The 18,291-nt window shown below is 60.8% G+C and carries 17 protein-coding genes and 1 riboswitch; of the genes, 10 read left to right on the top strand and 7 right to left on the bottom strand.

The window, feature by feature from the left end:
• Position 1: 1 nt before the first annotated feature.
• A complete protein-coding gene (gene oiaX, locus ACIQWP_RS16645) occupies positions 2-1,261 on the bottom strand; it encodes a 3-oxo-isoapionate-4-phosphate decarboxylase OiaX (RefSeq protein ID WP_402789095.1) in 1,260 nt (419 codons plus the stop codon).
• A gap of 186 nt (positions 1,262-1,447) precedes the next feature.
• Between oiaX and ACIQWP_RS16640 the strand changes: the two genes are divergently transcribed.
• The 3 genes from ACIQWP_RS16640 to ACIQWP_RS16630 all read left to right on the top strand — a co-directional run bounded on the left by ACIQWP_RS16640 (position 1,448) and on the right by ACIQWP_RS16630 (position 3,542).
• Complete coding sequence (locus ACIQWP_RS16640) at positions 1,448-2,152, top strand: transcriptional regulator NanR (RefSeq protein ID WP_402789093.1); 705 nt, start codon at positions 1,448-1,450, stop codon at positions 2,150-2,152.
• Between the two features lie 104 nt (positions 2,153-2,256).
• Complete coding sequence (locus tag ACIQWP_RS16635; RefSeq protein WP_402789091.1) at positions 2,257-2,469, top strand: hypothetical protein; 213 nt, start codon at positions 2,257-2,259, stop codon at positions 2,467-2,469.
• Positions 2,470-2,669: 200 nt separating this feature from the next.
• A complete protein-coding gene (locus ACIQWP_RS16630) occupies positions 2,670-3,542 on the top strand; it encodes an undecaprenyl-diphosphate phosphatase (protein WP_402789089.1) in 873 nt (290 codons plus the stop codon).
• A gap of 78 nt (positions 3,543-3,620) precedes the next feature.
• Here the strand turns inward: ACIQWP_RS16630 and ACIQWP_RS16625 are convergent, their stop codons facing one another.
• The 4 genes from ACIQWP_RS16625 to thiM are packed head-to-tail and all read right to left on the bottom strand — an operon-like array spanning position 3,621 to position 6,635.
• On the bottom strand, positions 3,621-4,385 hold the full coding sequence (locus ACIQWP_RS16625) for a 3-oxoacyl-ACP reductase (protein WP_402789087.1): 765 nt from the start codon (positions 4,383-4,385) through the stop codon (positions 3,621-3,623).
• On the bottom strand, positions 4,382-5,203 hold the full coding sequence (thiD, locus tag ACIQWP_RS16620; protein ID WP_402789085.1) for a bifunctional hydroxymethylpyrimidine kinase/phosphomethylpyrimidine kinase: 822 nt from the start codon (positions 5,201-5,203) through the stop codon (positions 4,382-4,384). The genes ACIQWP_RS16625 and thiD overlap by 4 nt, the downstream gene beginning before the upstream one ends.
• Positions 5,200-5,835 carry a thiamine phosphate synthase gene (gene thiE, locus ACIQWP_RS16615; RefSeq protein ID WP_402789083.1) on the bottom strand — a complete coding sequence of 212 codons (636 nt, stop codon included), beginning with the start codon at positions 5,833-5,835 and terminating at the stop codon, positions 5,200-5,202. Before thiE ends, thiD begins: the two co-directional genes overlap by 4 nt.
• Positions 5,832-6,635, bottom strand: coding sequence for a hydroxyethylthiazole kinase (gene thiM, locus ACIQWP_RS16610; protein ID WP_402789081.1), 804 nt, complete (start codon positions 6,633-6,635; stop codon positions 5,832-5,834). Before thiM ends, thiE begins: the two co-directional genes overlap by 4 nt.
• A 48-nt stretch (positions 6,636-6,683) precedes the next feature.
• Positions 6,684-6,780, bottom strand: a riboswitch (TPP riboswitch).
• Positions 6,781-7,015: 235 nt separating this feature from the next.
• Here thiM and ACIQWP_RS16605 point away from each other — a divergent pair.
• The 3 genes from ACIQWP_RS16605 (at position 7,016) to ACIQWP_RS16595 (ending at position 10,429) form a co-directional block, all read left to right on the top strand.
• Complete coding sequence (locus ACIQWP_RS16605) at positions 7,016-7,162, top strand: DUF1127 domain-containing protein (protein ID WP_015342994.1); 147 nt, start codon at positions 7,016-7,018, stop codon at positions 7,160-7,162.
• A 569-nt stretch (positions 7,163-7,731) separates the two neighbouring features.
• The gene (yghU, locus tag ACIQWP_RS16600; RefSeq protein WP_402789072.1) at positions 7,732-8,607 is read left to right on the top strand and encodes a glutathione-dependent disulfide-bond oxidoreductase; all 876 of its coding nucleotides are present in this window, start codon (positions 7,732-7,734) and stop codon (positions 8,605-8,607) included.
• 211 nt (positions 8,608-8,818) lie between these two features.
• Positions 8,819-10,429, top strand: coding sequence for a hypothetical protein (locus ACIQWP_RS16595; RefSeq protein ID WP_402789070.1), 1,611 nt, complete (start codon positions 8,819-8,821; stop codon positions 10,427-10,429).
• 61 nt (positions 10,430-10,490) lie between these two features.
• Here the strand turns inward: ACIQWP_RS16595 and ACIQWP_RS16590 are convergent, their stop codons facing one another.
• Together ACIQWP_RS16590 and ACIQWP_RS16585 are read right to left on the bottom strand one after the other, a co-directional pair.
• Positions 10,491-11,867: a sigma-54-dependent transcriptional regulator gene (locus tag ACIQWP_RS16590; RefSeq protein WP_402789068.1), complete on the bottom strand. Its 1,377-nt coding sequence runs from the start codon at positions 11,865-11,867 to the stop codon at positions 10,491-10,493.
• Positions 11,864-13,741 (bottom strand): ATP-binding protein, encoded by a 1,878-nt coding sequence (locus tag ACIQWP_RS16585; protein ID WP_402789066.1) that lies wholly within the window; start codon positions 13,739-13,741, stop codon positions 11,864-11,866. The genes ACIQWP_RS16590 and ACIQWP_RS16585 overlap by 4 nt, the downstream gene beginning before the upstream one ends.
• A gap of 218 nt (positions 13,742-13,959) precedes the next feature.
• On the opposite strand from ACIQWP_RS16585, the gene ACIQWP_RS16580 reads away from it, so the two are divergent.
• From ACIQWP_RS16580 to ACIQWP_RS16565, 4 genes are all read left to right on the top strand, one after another.
• The gene (locus tag ACIQWP_RS16580) at positions 13,960-15,288 is read left to right on the top strand and encodes a dicarboxylate/amino acid:cation symporter (RefSeq protein ID WP_402789064.1); all 1,329 of its coding nucleotides are present in this window, start codon (positions 13,960-13,962) and stop codon (positions 15,286-15,288) included.
• Between the two features lie 296 nt (positions 15,289-15,584).
• On the top strand, positions 15,585-16,118 hold the full coding sequence (locus ACIQWP_RS16575) for an NUDIX hydrolase (RefSeq protein ID WP_402789062.1): 534 nt from the start codon (positions 15,585-15,587) through the stop codon (positions 16,116-16,118).
• Positions 16,119-16,431: 313 nt separating this feature from the next.
• Positions 16,432-16,677, top strand: coding sequence for a helix-turn-helix domain-containing protein (locus ACIQWP_RS16570; RefSeq protein WP_402789060.1), 246 nt, complete (start codon positions 16,432-16,434; stop codon positions 16,675-16,677).
• A 532-nt stretch (positions 16,678-17,209) separates the two neighbouring features.
• On the top strand, positions 17,210-17,764 hold the full coding sequence (locus ACIQWP_RS16565) for a DUF982 domain-containing protein (protein WP_402789058.1): 555 nt from the start codon (positions 17,210-17,212) through the stop codon (positions 17,762-17,764).
• Positions 17,765-18,291: the final 527 nt, after the last annotated feature.

Raw genomic sequence — 18,291 nt, 5'->3', positions numbered from 1 at the left:
GTCAGGCGTCCCTGCCGTCACTGAATTTTGCGATCGAGGCCGCGAGCTCCGGATGATCCTTCGCATAGTCGGCAAGCGGAATGTCTGAAACCGCCGCCTGCCAGGCCTGCCGGACCGCGCGAACACCGGCGGCCGGACCGAACGGATGGCTGACGATGCCGCCGCCGCAAAGATAGAGAAGATCCGTGGTGCGGCCGGTACGCAGGTAGGTTTCGGGCGCCTGACCGCCCCACTGACCGGAACCGGCAACGGGAAGCGGGCAGTCCGTGGGATCGAAGAGCGGCGTGCTGATCGCCTTGAAGGATTCAACGAAGCTGTCGTCCGGCTCCCAATATTTGACCCTGATGCCGTTGATCTGGAACTGGTCGACACCGAGCAGGCGCCAGAACTGCTGGTAAACCCTAAAATCCATGCCGGCGCCTGGATGGCGGGTGAGCACATCCCAGCCGTTGCGATGGGCGTGGAGCACCAGTCCGGAACGCTTGCGCAGGAAACTCATGCCGCCGAAGCCGATGGAATTGATATTGACGACGGCGCAGTTGCCGCCGGCCTTCAGCACCAGATCATGATTGCGCATCATCTCGTCGGGATCGGCATGCGAAATGCCGAAGGCGTACATCACCTTCTTGCCGGTCTTCTGCTCATGATCGAGGATCAGGGGCATGATCGCCTCGACCCGCTCCTTTAGCGGCGAGTAGGCCGGGCTCATCAGCTTTTCGTCGTCCTTGATGAAGTCGACGCCGGAGGCGATCAATTCATCGACGAGAGCAGCCGTTTCATTCGGCCGCAGACCGAGCGCCGGTTTGACGATGGTGCCGATGATCGGACGGTCGCTGACGCCGGTCAGCCGCAAGCTGCCGGCAACGCCGAATTGCGGGCCGAGATGCGCATCGCGAAAGGCCTCCGGCAGCTTCATATCGACGATGCGGATGCCGGTCATACCCTTGATCGAGAAGACGCCGCCGATCGCGATGGTCATCAACGCCGAAAGATCGGTGCCGATCGCGTCGAGCGGAAAGGCGATATCGACATCGGCGCGATGGATCGGGTGATTGCCATCGGCCACTTCCGGCCAGGTCGGGCGTTCGGTATCGGCAAGAGGGCGGATCGCGACGACGCGGGCTGCAACGCGCGCCTTCAGCTCTTCCGTTTCGCCCGGCACCGTGACGAAGGTGCCTGTCGATTGATCGCTGGCGATCTTGCGGGCCATCGCCTCGATACTGCCTGATGTCTCGATACGGTAGGTGATGGTGATTGACATAAGCGACTGAATGCTCCTCTCGCCGACGATTTTTCGCGTGGCGCAAACTGGTAATCTGGTATAATGAGTATTCCAATTTCCGCAATGATTTTTTTGCCCGGTAGCCGATAACACGTTTCGTATGGGCTTCCGCCGCAGCGACCAAAAATGCATAAGGGAGGAAAAGCTTTGGGAAAGCGGGATTCCATGGGCCAGCCAGTCGAACAAATTGTGCGTCGAAAACTGTCTGACGAGGTATTCGGCCGGTTGGAACGGTTGATTACATCGGGAGAACTCAAGCCCGGCGACGAGATGCCGTCCGAACGTGTACTCATGGAGCGCTTCGGCGTCGGGCGTCCGGCGATCCGCGAAGCCATGCAGGCGCTCGCCAATATGGGACTGGTCAGTATTTCCCATGGCGAGCGGGCCAAGGTGCTTCAGCTCACGGCAAAGTCGATCTTCCGGCAAGTCGACCTGACCGCAAAAATCATGCTGTCACAATCATCCGACTCGCTCGAACAGTTGAAGAGTGCGCGCATCTTCTTCGAGCGCGGCATGGCCCGCGAAGCGGCACAGCGCGCGACCGAGAAGGATATTGCCGAGCTTCACGACATCATCGAGCGGCAGCGCTCGTCCCTGGGGAATGCCGAGGAGTTCATTTCGGCCGATATGCAGTTCCATACGCGCATCGCCCAGATATCGGGCAATCCGATTTTTGCCGCGGTCAGCGAAGCCATGCTGGCGTGGCTGAAGGCCTATCATACGGATATGCTGATCTGGACCGGCAAGGAGAAGTTCACACTCGTCGAACACGAGGAAATTCTCTCGCGTCTGGCTGAAAACGATGCCGATGGGGCTGAACTGGTGATGCTCAAGCACCTGGAAAGATCGCGTGCGCTTTATACGAAATGAGCCCGCCGGGCTCCGCGCTGCGACGAAATAGCAGGCAAGCGCCTTTGTCGTAATTCCTCCCCAATCCTTATGGAATCTGGCGGCATACAAATGAGGTGTGCGTGATGATCCATTTCTTTCATCGAAACATGGCGCTTTTCCTGGCCCCCATCATGACGGCGGTCGCCATAACTCTCTATAATCTCAGCTGCCTTCTGCTCAGGCATCATCATGCGATGCTGCACGATCTGCATCATGCCGCAGGCGCATTGATCCTCCTCGCCGCCTTTTATACGATCATCCGCTACATGCAGTCGTTACCGGATGATGAAGGCTAGAAATACGCCAAGCTCCGAAATTCGAGCCGACAATTTCAGATAGAGTTCAGGCTTCGCCGCTATATCCTCGCCCTGTCCCGACGTGAAACCGGCGACACCTTCGACAGGTGTTGTCAATTTCATTTCGGGAAGCAGTTTCACAGCTAGTTCGTCGCACCGTTTCGGTGCAAAGCCCCATGAACAACTGAGGATATCAAAACGTGGCTGATGTTTGTACGCAAGGCGTAGATACGGGCTTTGTCGCCCTGGGCTATGCCAAGATCGCAATCCTGGGCGTGGTACAGGGATTGACCGAGTTGTTGCCGGTCTCGTCGACCGCCCATATGCGGCTGGTGCCGGCCATGCTCGGCTGGCAGGACCCAGGTTCCGCCTTCTCGGCGACGATGCAGCTTGCAGCACTTGCCGCGATCGTCTCCTATTTCTGGAGCGACGTCCGCTACGTTACCTTCGGCTCGCTCGATGCGATCAGACAACGAAACTGGCGATCGCCCGCCATTCGGCTTGCGATCGCCATCGTGATCGCGACGGTGCCGATCGTGATTGCCGGACTGCTGCTCTCATCCTCCCTGAATGCCTGCGGCACGTCGTTTCGCAGCCTCTGGGTGATCGGCATCGCCTGCCTGGTCATGGGCCTGCTGCTGGCGGTCGCGGAACTCTACAGCCGCCATCGGAAGGACATCGAGCAGATGACGCTGATGGATGCCCTGTTCGTCGGCATCACGCAGGTCGGCGCGCTCATTCCCGGCGTCTCGCGCTCGGGCTCGACGCTGACCGGCGCGCTCTTCCTTGGCCTGAAGCGAGAGGAGGCCGCGCGGTTCTCGTTCCTGCTCGGCCTGCCGGCCATTGCGCTTGCCGGCTTGAAGGAGCTTTATGAGCTCCATAAGGCGCATATTCCGATGGAAGCCTGGTCGATCCTGCTCGTCGGTCTGATCGTCGGCAGCATATCGTCCTTCATCACCATCTGGGGGCTGATGCGCTTTCTCGAGCGCTTTTCGACCTGGCCCTTCGTTATCTACCGTGTCGTGCTCGGCGTCGTCATCCTCTTCGGCGTGCTGACCATGGGCTGGGCTTGAGCAGCCCGCGCCCATTCGACTCCGACTAGAAAAGGAAGGCGCCGTCTGTCAGGACGGCGCTTTTCTATGTTCAGGTCCTTAACCGAACACTAGGCCGCCATCGACGATGAGGTTCTGTCCGGTGACGGCGCGTGCCCAAGGGCTTGCGAAGAAGAGAACGGCATCGGCCGCCTCCTCGGGGGTGGTGACACGGCGCAGGGGCGTGTTCGCGGCGATGATGTCGAAAACGGCTTCCGGCGTGGCGCTGCTGGCATCCGTCGTGCGCAGAAGGCCGCCGGAGACCATGTTGACGGTGACCCCGAGCGGACCGAGTTCCGCGGCGGCCGTGCGGGTCAGCGACAGCAATGCCGCCTTGGCCGCGGTATAATCGTGATAGGGCACTACCGGGTTCTGGAAGAGGTTCGTGCCGACCGTGACGATCCGGCCAAAGCCCGTGTGCGCCATTCCCGGCCGCGTAGCCTGTATCAGGTTCAGGGCGCCCTGCAGCGCGGTTTCCAGCTGGCTCGCCATTTCGGCCCAGCTCAGGGCATCCAATTTCGAGCGGGCGTCGCCGTTGAAACTGAAATCTGCCAGCGCGTTGTGGACGACCGTTGTCGGCGCGCCGAAATGTCTCGTCACCTCGGCGACGAGCCGCTTCGTATCTTCGAGGTCGCGAATATCGGCCTGGAAGGCTTTCGTATGATCGCCAAGTCCAGCTGCAAGCGCCTCCGCCCGCTCGCGGCTTGCGCGATAGTTGATCGCCACCCTCGCGCCTTCCCGGGCAAAGGCCGTCGCGATGGCAGCGCCGAGACCGCGTCCGGCGCCGGAAACGATGACGATCTGGTCCTTGAGTGACAGGCTCATGTCTCTAATCCTTGTTTGTTTGCCCAAAGTGCATGGAAATGCTGCACCGGGCCGTGGCCGCTCCCGACTGAAAGTTGACCAGCCGCCGCTACCGCGGCTGCGAGATAGGCTTTGGCGGATGCAACGGCTTCAGCAAGTGGCAAGCCCTTGGCGATCTCCGCGGCGATGGCGCTGGAGAGCGTGCATCCCGTTCCATGGGTATTCTTCGTCGGCAGCCGTTCGGCTTCGAACCAGGTCAGCCGACCGGCGCTTGCCAACACATCCGGACTTTCTTTGCCTTCGAGATGACCGCCCTTGACCAGGACGGCTGAAGGCCCGAGTGCCGCCAGCGCAAGCGCCTGCCGCGCCATGTCCTCGCGGCTTGTTGCCTCCGCTTCATGCAGCAGCGCCGCCGCCTCAGGCAGGTTCGGCGTGATGACGGTCGCCAGGGGCAAGAGCCGTGTGGTCAGGACGTCGACGGCGTCTGCGGCAAGGAGAGCGGCGCCACCCTTGGCGATCATGACAGGGTCGAGCACGACTGGCACGTTGCGATGCTGCTCCAGAACCTCCGCAACCGCCTCGGCGATGGCGGCGTTTGCGATCATGCCGATCTTGACGGCATCAACGCGGATATCGGCAAAGATCGCCCGGATCTGGTCCGCCACGAATTGAGGCGGCACCGGATGCACGCCGGAGACGCCCTGGGTGTTTTGGGCCGTCAGCGCCGTTAGAGCCGCCATTCCGTAAACGCCGCGGGCGGAGAAAGCTTTCAGATCGGCCTGGATGCCGGCGCCGCCGGAGGGATCGGAGCCCGCGATGGACAAGACGTTGCGGATCACTGGCGGGCCTCCTTGATGGCTTTTGCGATGAGGGCTGCGGCCGCTTGTGGGTTTGGCTGGCCACATATGGCCGAGACGACCGCGAGACCATCGGCGCCGGCGGAGAGAACGTCGGCGGTATGTTCCGCCTTCAAGCCGCCAATCGCGACTGTCGGAACTGAGCAGAGCCTGACGATGCGGGCAAGCCCGTCGAACCCGATCGGCTGCTTGTGGTCGGGCTTGGTCGGCGTGGCAAAGACCGGGCCGATCCCGGCATAGTCGACGATGCCGGCGTCTATGGCGGAGGCTAGAGCCTCCGTTTCCACCGAGAGGCCGAGGATCATGTCCGGGCCGATCAGGCGGCGGGCATCGGCGGCATTCATGTCCTCCTGGCCGATATGGAGGCCATCGGCGCCGATGGCGATGGCGGCCTCGACATTGTCGTTGACGATCAGCCGGGCATTGGTTCCATGCAGGATCTGCTTGAGGACACGGCCCGTCTCGATCATGGTTTTGGTCGGCGCATGCTTGTCGCGCAGCTGGACGATGGTTGCGCCGCCGGCGACTGCGGCACGGGTCGTCTCGACCATGCCGAGGTCGGCGCACAGCAGAGGATCGAGCACGAGATAAAGCGAGAGATCGAAGTCTTTCATGCCGCTGATATCCTTGCTGCGCGATCCAGCGTTTCCGGGGTAAGGCCGGCGAGGGCATCGAGGAAGCGCCACGAGAAAGAGCCGGGCCCATCCGCGACTGCGCCGGCCTGTTCGCCGGCGACGGCAAAGACGGTAAGCGCCGTGACCGTCGCATCGAATGGATCGTCAGGAGTTGTCGCCGCAAAGGCGCCGACAAGGCAAGTCAGCGAGCAGCCGAGTGCGGTCACTTGCGGCATGAAGGGCGAGCCGCCGGCAATGCGCCGTGCCTTTTGCCCATCGGTCACGAAATCTGTAACGCCGGTGACAGCGACGACGCACTGGTGCTTTTGGGCCAGTTGCCGAGCGGACTCTTCCGCCTGCTCGACGGCGTCGCGACTGTCGACGCCCTGGCCGCGGCTGGCGCGGCCGGCAAGCGCGATGATCTCCGACGCGTTGCCGCGGATAATCGCCGGCTGCAGCTCCAGCAATTGCGCGATTGCCTTGCGACGAAACGCGGTTGCGTAATGGGCGACCGGATCGAGGACCCAGGGCTTGCCGGCGTCGTTTGCCGACTGCGCGGCCTTCAGCATGCCGACAAGCCAGCCAGCCGAGAGCGTGCCGATATTGATCGTCAGTGCGCCCGATATGGCGGCAAATTCGCCGGCTTCCTCTTCGGCATGCACCATCGCCGGCGATGCGCCGGCGGCAAGCATCACATTGGCCGCGATATTCATGGCGACGAAATTGGTGATGCATTGCACCAGAGGCGGGTTTGCCCGCATGCTGCGAAGCAGGTTGCCTGCTGTAGTTTGGTCTTGCATATCGCCCTTTCAGGCGGGCGGGACGCGCAGGGACGACGTGCGGTGCTTACGAGGTCCCGAGCGACTCCCTCCGCCAGCATGATCTGGTTCAGGTTCGAAGGGTACCTCTCAGCCCGCCGGATGGCGGACGCCCCTGTCTCTCATTCCTCTTCTTTTCGCAGACAAAGGCGGCGCTGTCATCAGCAAATCACAAAAGCCGTCGTAGCGCTCAGGGATCGGTGCCTGCCTGCATTTCGAGCGACATATGCAGCGAACGCATGGGTGCAGTGAAGTCTCGGATCTGCAAAAGGCAGCGGGTTTCGACTATATCTTTCTCATCGAAGCGGACGGGCGCCAATCACGGCAGACCGGCTTCGAAAGCCCAAGGAAAGGGGATCATCATGAACGTAGCACGCTCTTTCAATAACTGGCGCAAGTATCGTCAGACGGTCGCCGAGCTGGGCCGTATGTCCACGCGCGAACTGCACGACCTGGGTATCGATCGCGGCGAAATCCGCAATGTTGCCCGCGCAGCCATCGCTCGCTAACGGCCAAGACGACCACCTATCAGCCGCATTCTGCCAGCGCCTGTTCCTCCCGAGCAGGCGCTTTCGTTTTATGCCAATCGCTATCGGCTTTTGTATCTCTCGCTTTGGATGGCATCGGATCAGCCCTCCGCTTTTCGCATGGCGCATAACTGCCTTGCAAACAAATGCCTATGAACTGAGCAAAGGACTGGTATCTTCTACCCACCGAAGCGATGCATCTCCTCCCGCATCCCTTCGCTTGGCAGACGTCCTCTCCTCCTCCCATGGACGACTGCAGGAACAGCGGAACTCCTCCTCCCATCCGCTGTTCGGTTCTTGTAGAAAGCCTGCCGCACCTCCTCCCGCGGCAGGCTTTTTCGTTTCAGCGAACTTCCAAGCGCTTCCAAATGGCCTAATTTGGCGTAGTGACCGCAGCTCAGGCAAGCGGCACGAGCGCCAAACGGCGCCAGCGCGTTAAAGAGTGCGCAATCTCCTCTCGCAAAAATGAACTGCGGCCACTATGTGCGACCTATGTAGCGCGCTACATCGAAAATCGCCCCCAAACTTGATTCCCGAAAAGGAGGATGCCCATGACCGGTTCTGCCGAATACACGCCGCCGAAAATCTGGACCTGGAACAAGGCCAATGGCGGCCAGTTCGCCAATATCAACCGTCCGATCGCCGGTCCAACCCACGACAAGGAACTGCCTGTGGGACGCCATCCCCTCCAGCTCTATTCGCTGGGAACGCCGAATGGCGTCAAGGTCACCATCATGCTCGAAGAGCTGCTGGCGCTTGGCCATGGCGGCGCGGAATATGATGCCTGGCTGATCAAGATCGGCGATGGCGATCAGTTCGGCAGCGGTTTCGTCGACGTCAATCCGAATTCGAAGATCCCGGCACTGCTCGACCGCAGCGGCCCGAAGCCGGTGCGCGTCTTCGAATCGGCCTCGATCCTGATGTATCTCGCCGAAAAATTCGGCGCCTTCCTGCCGACCGAACAGCCCGCCCGCGCCGAATGCCTGTCATGGCTGTTCTGGCAGATGGGCAGCGCGCCCTATCTCGGCGGCGGCTTCGGTCATTTCTACGCCTACGCCCCGACGAAGATCGAATATGCGATCGATCGCTTCGCCATGGAAGTGAAGCGCGAGCTCGACGTGCTCGACCGTCGTCTGGCCGAGAGCGAATATATTGCCGGCAGCGACTATACGATCGCCGACATCGCAATCTGGCCCTGGTACGGCGGTCTCGCCAAAGGCTGGCAGTATGGCGCGGCTGAATTCCTGCAGGTGCAGGACTATAAGAACGTCCAGCGTTGGGCCGAGCAGATCTACTCCCGGCCAACCGTCAAGCGCGGCCGCATGGTCAACCGCATGTCGGGCGATCCGTCCGAGCAGCTGCGCGAGCGCCATGACGCCAGCGATTTCGATACGAAGACGCAGGACAAAGTCGAAGCCGCCGGCTGATCTTAGAATTCTCTTTTGCGCCAAACGAACTCGCGGCCCTCCGGACCGCGAGTTTTTTATGTTCGGTATCGATGCCGGCGGGTCTCGGCAAGTCAGCCTCGCTCCACCTTGCGAAGCGTAATGTTCGGCTGCCGAGGGTCCCCCACTCGGCGTAGAACGCGGCGCGATCCTGCGAAGCGTTTCGATTTTGGGGAAAGAGGAATGCTTCTCCATGCAGCAGATTGCTGACGACCGAGCCCTGGATGAGAACGTGACCGCGGGCGCGTTGTCGCAGCAACAGAGCGAGGCGAGGGAGGCGCTCCTGAAACATCTGGTTTCGGGTGGCGACGAACGGCTGGATTGCGATCCCATGAGCGGATTGAACATGTATGGCTATGGCCCTGTGCCCCGGCCCGGAGATCTCGCTTTCGGCTCGTCGACGGCCTCCACCATCTCCGCCGGCGCCTTCGCCGCCGTTGAATCCTATTACGCCGGCCTGGTGCGGGATATGGAAGCTGGCCCTGCCACGGCTGTCTATGACCGCGAGATCGCTCGCGTGCGCGATGATCTGTTGCGCCTGCTCGGCCTGAACCAGACATCGCAGCCACGGGTGGATGCGATCCTCGCCACATCGGGCACCGACATCCATCTCTTTTCGGCAGCACTGTTGGCGGGTGAGGACGAGCGGTCCCTGATGACCATCACGCTGATGGGGAACGAGACGGGCAGCGGTGTCATGACGGCGTCGGCCGGCCGGCATTTCATGAGCCGCGTCAGCAGCGAGCAGACCGTCGCCAAGGGCGAGGAATTGCGGCCGGGGGACGCGACGCGCAATACCACCATTGCTGTGCGCAACAAGGATGGTTCGCTTCGCGCCGACAGTGAGGTGGAAGAGGAGTTGCGTGGCCTCATCGAGCTTGCCCGCGCAGCCGGCCTCAGATGCCTGCTCGTGGTAACGGATGTCTCGAAGACCAGCTTGCTGGCGCCGAGCCTTGGGACCGTCATGCGTCTGAAAGAGCGATTCGGCACCGTACTGGATATCATGATCGATGCCTGCCAGTTTCGTCTGTCTGCGGCGACGATCCGCGCCTACCTCGCGCATGGTTTTATGGTCGCGGTCACGGGTTCGAAATTCCTGGCCGGGCCGATTTTCAGCGGTGCTCTTCTGTGCCCGCTGCAAATGTCGGAGCGCTTCAAGCGACGCGCCCTGCCTGCTGCCTTGGCTGACTATTGCGGGAAGGCCGAATGGCCCGAAGGCTGGGCCGCTCGCGACATTTTGTCGGAACGCGCCAATCTCGGCCTGCTGCTGCGCTGGAAAGCTGCCTTGTTCGAGCTCGAACGCTTTGTCGGCATTCCCGAAGACCGCGTGATAGCTGTTTTGTCTGCCTTTGCGGAAGCAGTCTCTCATCGCTTTGCCAGCGATCCGGTCTTCGAACCATTGCAGAGCCGGCCATTGGACCGGCGCGAGCTATCGGGTGCGTCATCGGTCTCTCGCTGGGATGAGATTCCCTCCATATTTTCGTTCTACCTGCGCAATCTCGGCGATGGCGCCATGCTGACGGCAACTGAGATGGCGGCCGCCTACAAGGATTTGGCGGTTGAGGGTGCCGAGGCCGCGTCGGTGCGCCTTGGACAGCCCGTTCGCTGCGCCGATTTTGGCGATGTGCCCGCCAGCGCCCTTAGAATTTGCCTGAGTGCGCCGCTGGTCGTTAGGGCTTGCAAGAGCGAAGAGGCGCTTGCGGTGCTGATCGCACAGGCGATGACGGTTCTGGATCGCACTGCCGAAGCCGCAGGCCGGCAAAGGGGCGCCTCCAATGCCGAAGAGATACGCCGCAGCGCCTGAAGCGAGCCGCGCAAAACCGCTGCACGCTTTCATGCGACATGGCTTTCCTCATGGTAGCGGGTCATGAACCCCGGCGTTCGTCCCCGTCGAAGCCCGCAAAATCGCCTCTGACGATGCCGTGTCGCTGGAGCTTGTCGTAAAAGGTCTTTCTGGGAATGCCCAGCGCTTCGATGGTGCGGCGCACGTCGCCATTGTTCTGCGACAGGGTTTCGCGGATGAGTTCGGCTTCGTAACGCTCGACCCTGGCGGGCAACGGCAAGCCCTCATCCACTGTGAGCTTTTCGTCGGGTCTCGGCACGGCCGCCGATTCAAGACCGAGCACGAATCGCTCCGCGAAATGCGAGAGCTCGCGAACGTTTCCCGGCCAATCGTGCTGTTGCAGATGAAGGCGCACCGTCGTCGGTATGGCTGGCACGTCGCGCTTAAAGCGTCCGGCGGCGCGGTCGGCGAAATGGCTGAAGAGCAGAGGAATGTCATCGCGCCGCTCGCGCAGCGGGGGAATGGAAAGCGTCACCACGTTGAGCCGATAATAGAGATCTTCGCGAAAGTCGCCGCGCTGGCGGGGATCGCCGAGATCGACCTTCGCCGCCGCGACGACGCGAAGGTCGACAGGGCGGACCTCATTGGTGCCGAGTGGCGTCACCTCGCGCATTTCCAGCACGCGCAGCATCTGCACCTGAATGGCGGGCGGCATGCTTTCGATCTCGTCGAGAAACAGCGTGCCGGCGCTTGAATGCTCGATGCGTCCGATGCGCTTCTTCTGCGCGCCGGTGAATGCGCCCGGCTCATGGCCGAACAGCTCGCTTTCGATCACGGTTTCGGGCAGGGCGCCACAGTTCAGAGCGACGAAGTTGCCTTTTGCGCGTCGGCTCCAGCGATGCAGCAGGCTGGCTACCACTTCCTTGCCGCTGCCGGTCTCGCCCGTCACCAGCACGTCGACATCCGTATCGGCGATCTGCCGCAGCGTATGGCGCAGGCGCTCGATCGCCGGGGTCTGGCCAATCAATGGCAGGTCGCCCTGCGCCTGTTCGGCGGCCCGTCGCAGCGCCCGGTTTTCCAGCACAAGCCATCGCTTCTCGGCCGCGCGTCGCACGCTCTGTACCAGCCGGTCCGTGGCGAAGGGCTTGGCGATGAAATCATAGGCCCCGTCCTGAATTGCCTGCACCGCCATCGGAATATCGCCATGGCCCGTCACCAGAATGACCGGCAGGTCGGCATCGAGCGCCTTGATGCGGGCAAAGAGCTGTTGCCCATCCATCTGCGGCATGCGGATATCGGAGACGATGACACCGGCAAAATCCGCGTCCAGAACCTGGAGCGCTTCGCCTGCGGCAGAAAAAGCGGAGACGGCAAAGCCCGCCAGTTCAAGCGTTTGTTTCGTCGCCCTCAACAGATCCTTGTCATCATCGATGAGGAAGACGGGGGAGCTCTCATTCATGGTGTGGCCTTGCGCAAATGGACGGTGAAGCGTGTGCCGCTGCCGTTGCTCTCAACATCGATCCGGCCGCCATAATCGACGACGATATCTTTGGAAATGACGAGCCCGAGACCGAGGCCCTTTTCCTTGGATGTGTTGAAGGGGGTAAACAGCGAGTCGAGAATCGCTGCCGGAATGCCGGGCCCATTGTCCGAAACCACGATCTCGACTTCATCCGAAGTCTCGCGCACCGACACCTCGACTCTTGCCTGGTCGTAGCTTTCCAGCGCCTCCAAGGCATTTTGAAAGAGGTTGATGAGCACCTGTTCCAATCGGATGCGGGTGCCGACCACGCTGAGCCCCGTTGGCGGCAACTCGATCCTCAGCGCATCCAGGCGGCCGGCAAAGCGGCTCCGGAGCAAGATGACGGCTCCCTCGATCACGCTTCTGAGGTCAACCGGCTCCGGTGCCGTCCTTCCCTTGCGGGCAAAGGCCTTCAATTCTTCCGTGATCGTGCCGATGCGCTCCGTCAGCGCCGCGATCGCCGACAGGTTCTCCTTGACCGGCTCCGTTTGCTGCCTGTCGAGAAAGACATGCGCATTTTCCGCATAGGCACGGATTGTGGCGACCGGCTGATTGATCTCATGGGCGACGCCGGCGGCGACCTGGCCAAGAATGGCAAGGCGATTGGCCTGCACGAGATCCTGTTGCACGCCCTGCAGCTTGGCCTCGGTCTCCCGGTGATCGGCAATTTCTGCCTCCAACCGGTCGCGGGCCTGGCTCAGATCCTCGGTGCGCTCAAGAACGCGGCGTTCCAGCTCTTCGCGCGCGATCCTGCTGACGGCGATCTGCATGGCGGAGACATCGCGGCGGCGTAGCAGGAAGGCGGCAAAGGCAAGGATCGGCAGCAGCACGGTCAAGGTGAGGAAGCGCGTCTCACGCACGGAGGAGGCGATCGCCTGGTCGGTCGGGATCAGATAGCCAAGCTGCCAGGGCGTCGAGGGAATTGCGGTCGTCAGCCGCAAGTATTCGGCGGCACTGCTTCCGGGCAGCACGGCGCGCACGATGGTCGCATCTGGGCCCACCTTCTCGGGGCGGCCGATCGGTAGCGGTGAGAGGGGGGCCGCACCGAACTGCAAGCTTTTGCGAATGGTGGCCGCCTCCTCCTGCGAGAGGGGCGACGTCGTCATGAAACGCCAAGAGGGCAGGCTGGTGATGAGCACGACGCCGCGTTCATCGATCACATAAGCGGGGCGGCCGGTCTCGCTCCAGTCGGCCTCCAGCTGATCGAACTCCATCTTCACCACGACGACACCAAGGGCAGAACCGGCATCGCCGACGCGGCGCGAAATGTAGAGGCCGGGGCGATTGCTGACCGTGCCGAGCGCATAATGCTCGGCGGTTCCCGTTTCCATGGCTTTGCGGAAGTAATCGCGGAAGGAGTAGTCGTTGCCGACGAAGCTTAAGGGCTCCCGCCAGTTGCTGGAGGCCATGGCAACGCCATCCTTGCCGGTGACGTAGAGCACGGATGCACTGGTGCCGGAAACAAGGCTTTCGAGCTTGCGGTCCAGCGCGACGATATCGTCGTTGCGCTGGTCGGCGAGGGCATCCCGCACCTGTTGGTCGTCGGCCAGCAGGAGAGGCAAGGCGCGGGGGCGCTCGAGGACGGCCCGCAGGAGCGCAACCTTGAGATTTGCATCCGTGTGCCCTTGCCGTTGCAGCGTCTCAATGGCCGAGAGGCGGCCATAGAAATTCGCGCCATAGAGGCCGGCGGCAATGATCGCTGCGCTTAGAAACGCGAAAACGAACCAGACCCGGCGGGAGCGCCGGCCCAGTTGCTCGGGCGTTGGAAGTCGTTCGTTGGCCGGGCGCTGCAGCATTGTTGTATTGTGCATGATTTCGCGCGCGCCGCAATTCGATCTGTGCGGATTATCGCACATGCGGATGTTTCTTGATCGGGACCGCAAATTAAAATCCAACAAAAGCAATGTGTTAAAATCAAGGCATCCATCTGGCACGGCCATTGCTAAGAAAAACGGAACAGTCGGAGGCTGTTGAATTCTAGTCGTCGCCCGGAGGGCCGAGAGATCGGTTGGGCTTAACGGAGGACATCATGATTGCTCCCATCGTCGCTGCGGAAACGCGCGCCAAACTTCCCTTCTACCGGCACCTCTACGTGCAGGTTCTCACCGCCATCGCCGCCGGCATCCTGCTTGGCCACTATTATCCGCAGCTCGGCACATCGTTGCAGCCGCTCGGCGATGCCTTCATCAAGCTGGTGCGCATGGTCATTGCGCCGGTGATCTTCCTCACGGTTGCGACCGGCATCGCCGGCATGTCGGACCTGAAGAAATTCGGCCGCGTCGTCGGCAAGGCGTTCATCTACTTCCTGACCTTCTCGACGCTGGCGCTGATCGTCGGCCTGATCGTCGCCAACGTCGTGCAGCCGGGCGCTGGCATGCACATCAATCCGGCGACGCTGGACACGAAGGCCGTCACCAATTACGCGGCTCAGGCTCATGACGCCTCCGTCATCGGCTTCCTGATGAATATCATTCCGGATACGATCGTCGGCGCCTTCGCCAAGGGCGATATTCTCCAGGTGCTGTTCTTCTCGGTGGTCTTCGGCATCGCGCTTGGCGCCGCCGGCGAACGCGGCCGTCCGGTTACGGACTTCCTGCAGGCACTGACCACGCCGATCTTCCGCATGGTTGCGCTGCTGATGAAGTTCGCTCCCATCGGCGCCTTCGGCGCCATGGCCTTCACGATCGGCAAATACGGCATCGGCACGATCGCCAACCTGGCGTTCCTGATCGGTACTTTCTATCTGACCTCCATCTTTTTCGTGCTCGTCGTGCTCGGCGCTGTTGCCCGCTACAACGGCTTCTCGATCCTGGCACTGATCCGCTACATCAAGGAAGAATTGTTGCTGGTGCTCGGCACATCTTCCTCGGAAGCCGCACTGCCAGGCCTGATGAACAAGATGGAACGCGCAGGCTGCAAGCGTTCCGTCGTCGGTCTCGTCATCCCCACCGGCTATTCCTTCAACCTCGACGGCACCAACATCTACATGACGCTGGCGGCCCTCTTCATTGCGCAGGCGACCGACACGCCGCTGGCGCTTGGTGACCAGATCCTGCTGCTGCTCGTGGCCATGCTGAGCTCCAAGGGTGCGGCCGGCATTACCGGTGCAGGCTTCATCACGCTTGCCGCGACCCTTGCCGTCGTGCCCTCTGTTCCGATCGCCGGCATGGCGCTGATCCTCGGCATCGACCGCTTCATGTCGGAGTGCCGCGCGCTGACGAACTTTGTCGGCAACGCGGTCGCCACCATTGTGGTTGCCCGCTGGGAAAACGAGCTCGATCAGACCAAATTTGCCGCCGCCATGGCGGGGCAATTGAGCGAAGAAATCGAGGTGCCTGCGTTGCAGGCGGCCGAGTAAATTTCCTCTCATCCTCCAGAGCGTGAAACGGCCTCCTCTGGGGGCCGTTTTCGGTTTCAGCGCCATGCAATCATAGTTTTGAGCGGCCCGCCGCCGCCCGCCCATCCACCCTCATCAACAGCCACCTTCATAAAACTGTCACCGCAACGGCTCACAGCATCATACTGACAGTTGTGAAGTTCGGCGGAGCCGTGGGCGGAATAGGAGGCAGCGTGTCACAGACGATTTTTGTGAGCGCAGGCCGGTCTGCTCCAGGGTCCATTGGCGTCGATCAACCGTGTTGCGAGTAGCTGCGCATGGGTTCTTCACTGTCAGCGCAGCAAAAGGCCTTGAGGCGCTCGGAGAGTTTTCTGTCCGAGCTCGCATCTTATACCGATGACTTGCTTCATGGCCGCGTCCACGAACAATATGCCGCTATCTGCTACAGGAAGACGCGCGAATGCGACGATGCCGAGATGCTTGTCGTCACGAGCCGGGAAAGCGGCCGATGGGTCGTGCCCAAAGGCTGGCCGATCAAGGGCAAGAAGCCGCATGAGGTCGCTGCCATAGAAGCCTATGAAGAGGCCGGCGTGCGTGGCAAGGTGAAGAAAAAGCCCTTCGGCTACTTTACCTATCTGAAGCAGCTTGCCGACGGCAGCCGTGTTCCCTGTATCGTCGAACTGCATCTCCTGGAGGTCGACCAGATGTTCCAGGATTTTCCGGAACGAGGCCAGCGCCGCATCGAATGGGTTTCCTTCATCGAGGCAGCCAATCGTGTGCGCGAGCCGGAACTCAAAGGTCTTCTGCTTGCGGCCGAGCGGAAGGTGCGCAAGGCGAGGGGCAAGAAGTAGCCTCCGTCGGTATCTAGGCTTCCTCGGCATTTCAGGGTTTCGCTGAGATGAAGGATCGCGAAAACGGAATCGCAGCAACGCTTGGCATTTTTGTAACCGTGACGTGCGCTTGCATCACCCAATATTAAAAAGCGACACAAGCCGAGAGCCAGGCGATTGGCAGCTATGCGCTTCCGCGCTTGCCCTTGCCGCATTGATGCCTATATTGACCCAGCGTTCGGCCGCGTCTGTTTAGGCCGATATGCCTCATGGCTGCAATAGCTGCCTTCACCCGGCAACGAATTGGCCGGCGGACGTTGGAAGGAGAAATTTCATGTCCATTACTCCGAACAATATCGATAGTTCAAAGGTTTCCACAGTTCCCCATGGCGAGATCGCTGCTGCCGTACGGCAGGCGCGTGAAGCCATCGGTTACACCGTTGACGATCTCTCCGAGACCTGTGGCCTCACCAGCGAGGAGATCGTTGAAATCGAGGCCGGTGCAGAGGCCGATCCGGCGAAGCTTCGCCGCATTGCCACCGCGCTGCAGGTTCCGCCCTCGACTTTCTTCATCGTCTGAACAAGCGGCGCACTTCGGTGCGCCCCTTTAATCTTGGTCCCGGTCGCCACACGGGATTTGCATATTGTTCATTGCAATCGAAGCGCGCGTCATGTCGCTTTGCGTATTTGTCTGCCCTAAATTTGTTTGGACCAGCCGTCGTTGCAGCCCCACTGCACTGGCTCTGGGTGTTCAAGATTGCGACTGAAGGCAATTCTAGTTAGCTCAGCGGATTTCAAAGCGCGGCTTGCAACTCTCGACAATCAGATTTTACCGCCGCGTCGATAGAGTACAACTTCGACGATCATGTCCTCTGTCGGCCTTTTAAGCGAAAACTGGCGTAATTATACAATAAAAATAAGCCAAACTCGATGTGGCTTTTGAAGTATTTTCGCTTTCTGTTGTCGCGATACTGGTCAAACTTGTTTCAAAGTTTTAATCTCGCTACGTCAATTGCCTTTTTTGATTAATAGTACTTTTTCGATGCGGCATGTTGCGACTTTGCAGACCTGTGGTGGGGCGGGTTTCAAGACGCTTATTGGGATATTTTGGCATGGGGCAAAATGATAAGAGTTTTGGAGCCGACCCGGATAGCGGTGTACAGCTTCTTGGTTCGATTCCCCTTGAGGTTCCTAATCCCTCGACGAACGCGGATCGCCGCATGGCATTGCCGCCTGAGTCACCAGAGGCGAGCGAAAGCGACCCAGGCTGTTCGGCCACCGAGGCGGGGACGGTCCTAGCACCCGATGAGATCGCGCGCGATATGGGATTGCTGGCCAAGCTGGTGACATGGCGACGACGCGCGAAATCTGAAACAGCCAATGGTCAAGATCAAGGATTGCCTGCCGACCCGTCGAACGACGCCGGAGGGCTTGTGTTCGCGGCTGTTGGGATCGCGCTGCAGGATGAAGACGAGGTTCAGATCGTCGGTTCTGTCGCGCAGGCCGTCGAATATCTGACGACGAAATGGCCGATACGCTACGGAGATGCCTTCGAGGAGGCGTTGCAGGCCTGCATTGACGGCGTCAAGGGCAGGGCCTCACCCGAACAGGTTCGATCGGCCTTCGTCAATGCAGCCGTAGCGGCCGGTCTGCGCGTAATCCCCTGAGACGATCGAAATATGCGGCTTGCGCAGCTTGCCCGCGGGTCCATTGATCCGCTACCGAAGAGGCAGCGGGATGATGGAGCATGCTTGGCGTAAGCGAGGAGGCCCGACCGGTACTTGAAGCAAGGCGATCGGGCCTCCCGACCATCGCAAATTGGCGGTTGCGATAGTTCCAAAGATGTGGCCTGCCACTGCCACATCGTCCATACGGAAAGCGACGGAAGAGGTCCGATTGCGCCCGGCGATGGAAAGCCGGTTTCAAAGTAAGCTAATGCCTAACGCCGGCACGTCGGTTGTTTCTTAATGCTACAGCGGTCAGACGATCTTTGTTCTCGTCTTTTGAATCCTATCGCGGAGATTGCCACAACTTGAAGCAAGCAGGCATGCCCCGCTTCGCCGTCGGCTCTTTTCTCCTATGCAATTGGTGGAAGGTTTAGCGTAGTTGGGAGACCTGACGGTCCTTCGAGGGTCCGCCCCGTCAAGCCTCCCAGCGCAGCAGATAGATACCTGCAGTAGCGGCAGAAGCCTGC

This window comes from Rhizobium sp. NPDC090279 (assembly GCF_044769665.1).
Lineage (GTDB): Bacteria > Pseudomonadota > Alphaproteobacteria > Rhizobiales > Rhizobiaceae > Rhizobium.
This window is presented reverse-complemented; position numbering and strand designations above follow the sequence as displayed.

Coding starts and splice junctions, on each gene's coding strand:
- thiM (WP_402789081.1), bottom strand. CDS start 6,635: ATGCAAGACCAAACTACAGCAGGCAACCTGCTTCGCAGCATGCGGGCA.
- ACIQWP_RS16590 (WP_402789068.1), bottom strand. CDS start 11,867: ATGAATGAGAGCTCCCCCGTCTTCCTCATCGATGATGACAAGGATCTG.
- ACIQWP_RS16570 (WP_402789060.1), top strand. CDS start 16,432: ATGTCCATTACTCCGAACAATATCGATAGTTCAAAGGTTTCCACAGTT.
- ACIQWP_RS16575 (WP_402789062.1), top strand. CDS start 15,585: ATGGGTTCTTCACTGTCAGCGCAGCAAAAGGCCTTGAGGCGCTCGGAG.
- yghU (WP_402789072.1), top strand. CDS start 7,732: ATGACCGGTTCTGCCGAATACACGCCGCCGAAAATCTGGACCTGGAAC.
- ACIQWP_RS16580 (WP_402789064.1), top strand. CDS start 13,960: ATGATTGCTCCCATCGTCGCTGCGGAAACGCGCGCCAAACTTCCCTTC.
- ACIQWP_RS16605 (WP_015342994.1), top strand. CDS start 7,016: ATGAACGTAGCACGCTCTTTCAATAACTGGCGCAAGTATCGTCAGACG.
- ACIQWP_RS16625 (WP_402789087.1), bottom strand. CDS start 4,385: ATGAGCCTGTCACTCAAGGACCAGATCGTCATCGTTTCCGGCGCCGGA.
- ACIQWP_RS16595 (WP_402789070.1), top strand. CDS start 8,819: ATGCAGCAGATTGCTGACGACCGAGCCCTGGATGAGAACGTGACCGCG.
- ACIQWP_RS16635 (WP_402789091.1), top strand. CDS start 2,257: ATGATCCATTTCTTTCATCGAAACATGGCGCTTTTCCTGGCCCCCATC.
- ACIQWP_RS16640 (WP_402789093.1), top strand. CDS start 1,448: ATGGGCCAGCCAGTCGAACAAATTGTGCGTCGAAAACTGTCTGACGAG.
- oiaX (WP_402789095.1), bottom strand. CDS start 1,261: ATGTCAATCACCATCACCTACCGTATCGAGACATCAGGCAGTATCGAG.
- thiE (WP_402789083.1), bottom strand. CDS start 5,835: ATGAAAGACTTCGATCTCTCGCTTTATCTCGTGCTCGATCCTCTGCTG.
- ACIQWP_RS16585 (WP_402789066.1), bottom strand. CDS start 13,741: ATGCACAATACAACAATGCTGCAGCGCCCGGCCAACGAACGACTTCCA.
- ACIQWP_RS16565 (WP_402789058.1), top strand. CDS start 17,210: ATGGGGCAAAATGATAAGAGTTTTGGAGCCGACCCGGATAGCGGTGTA.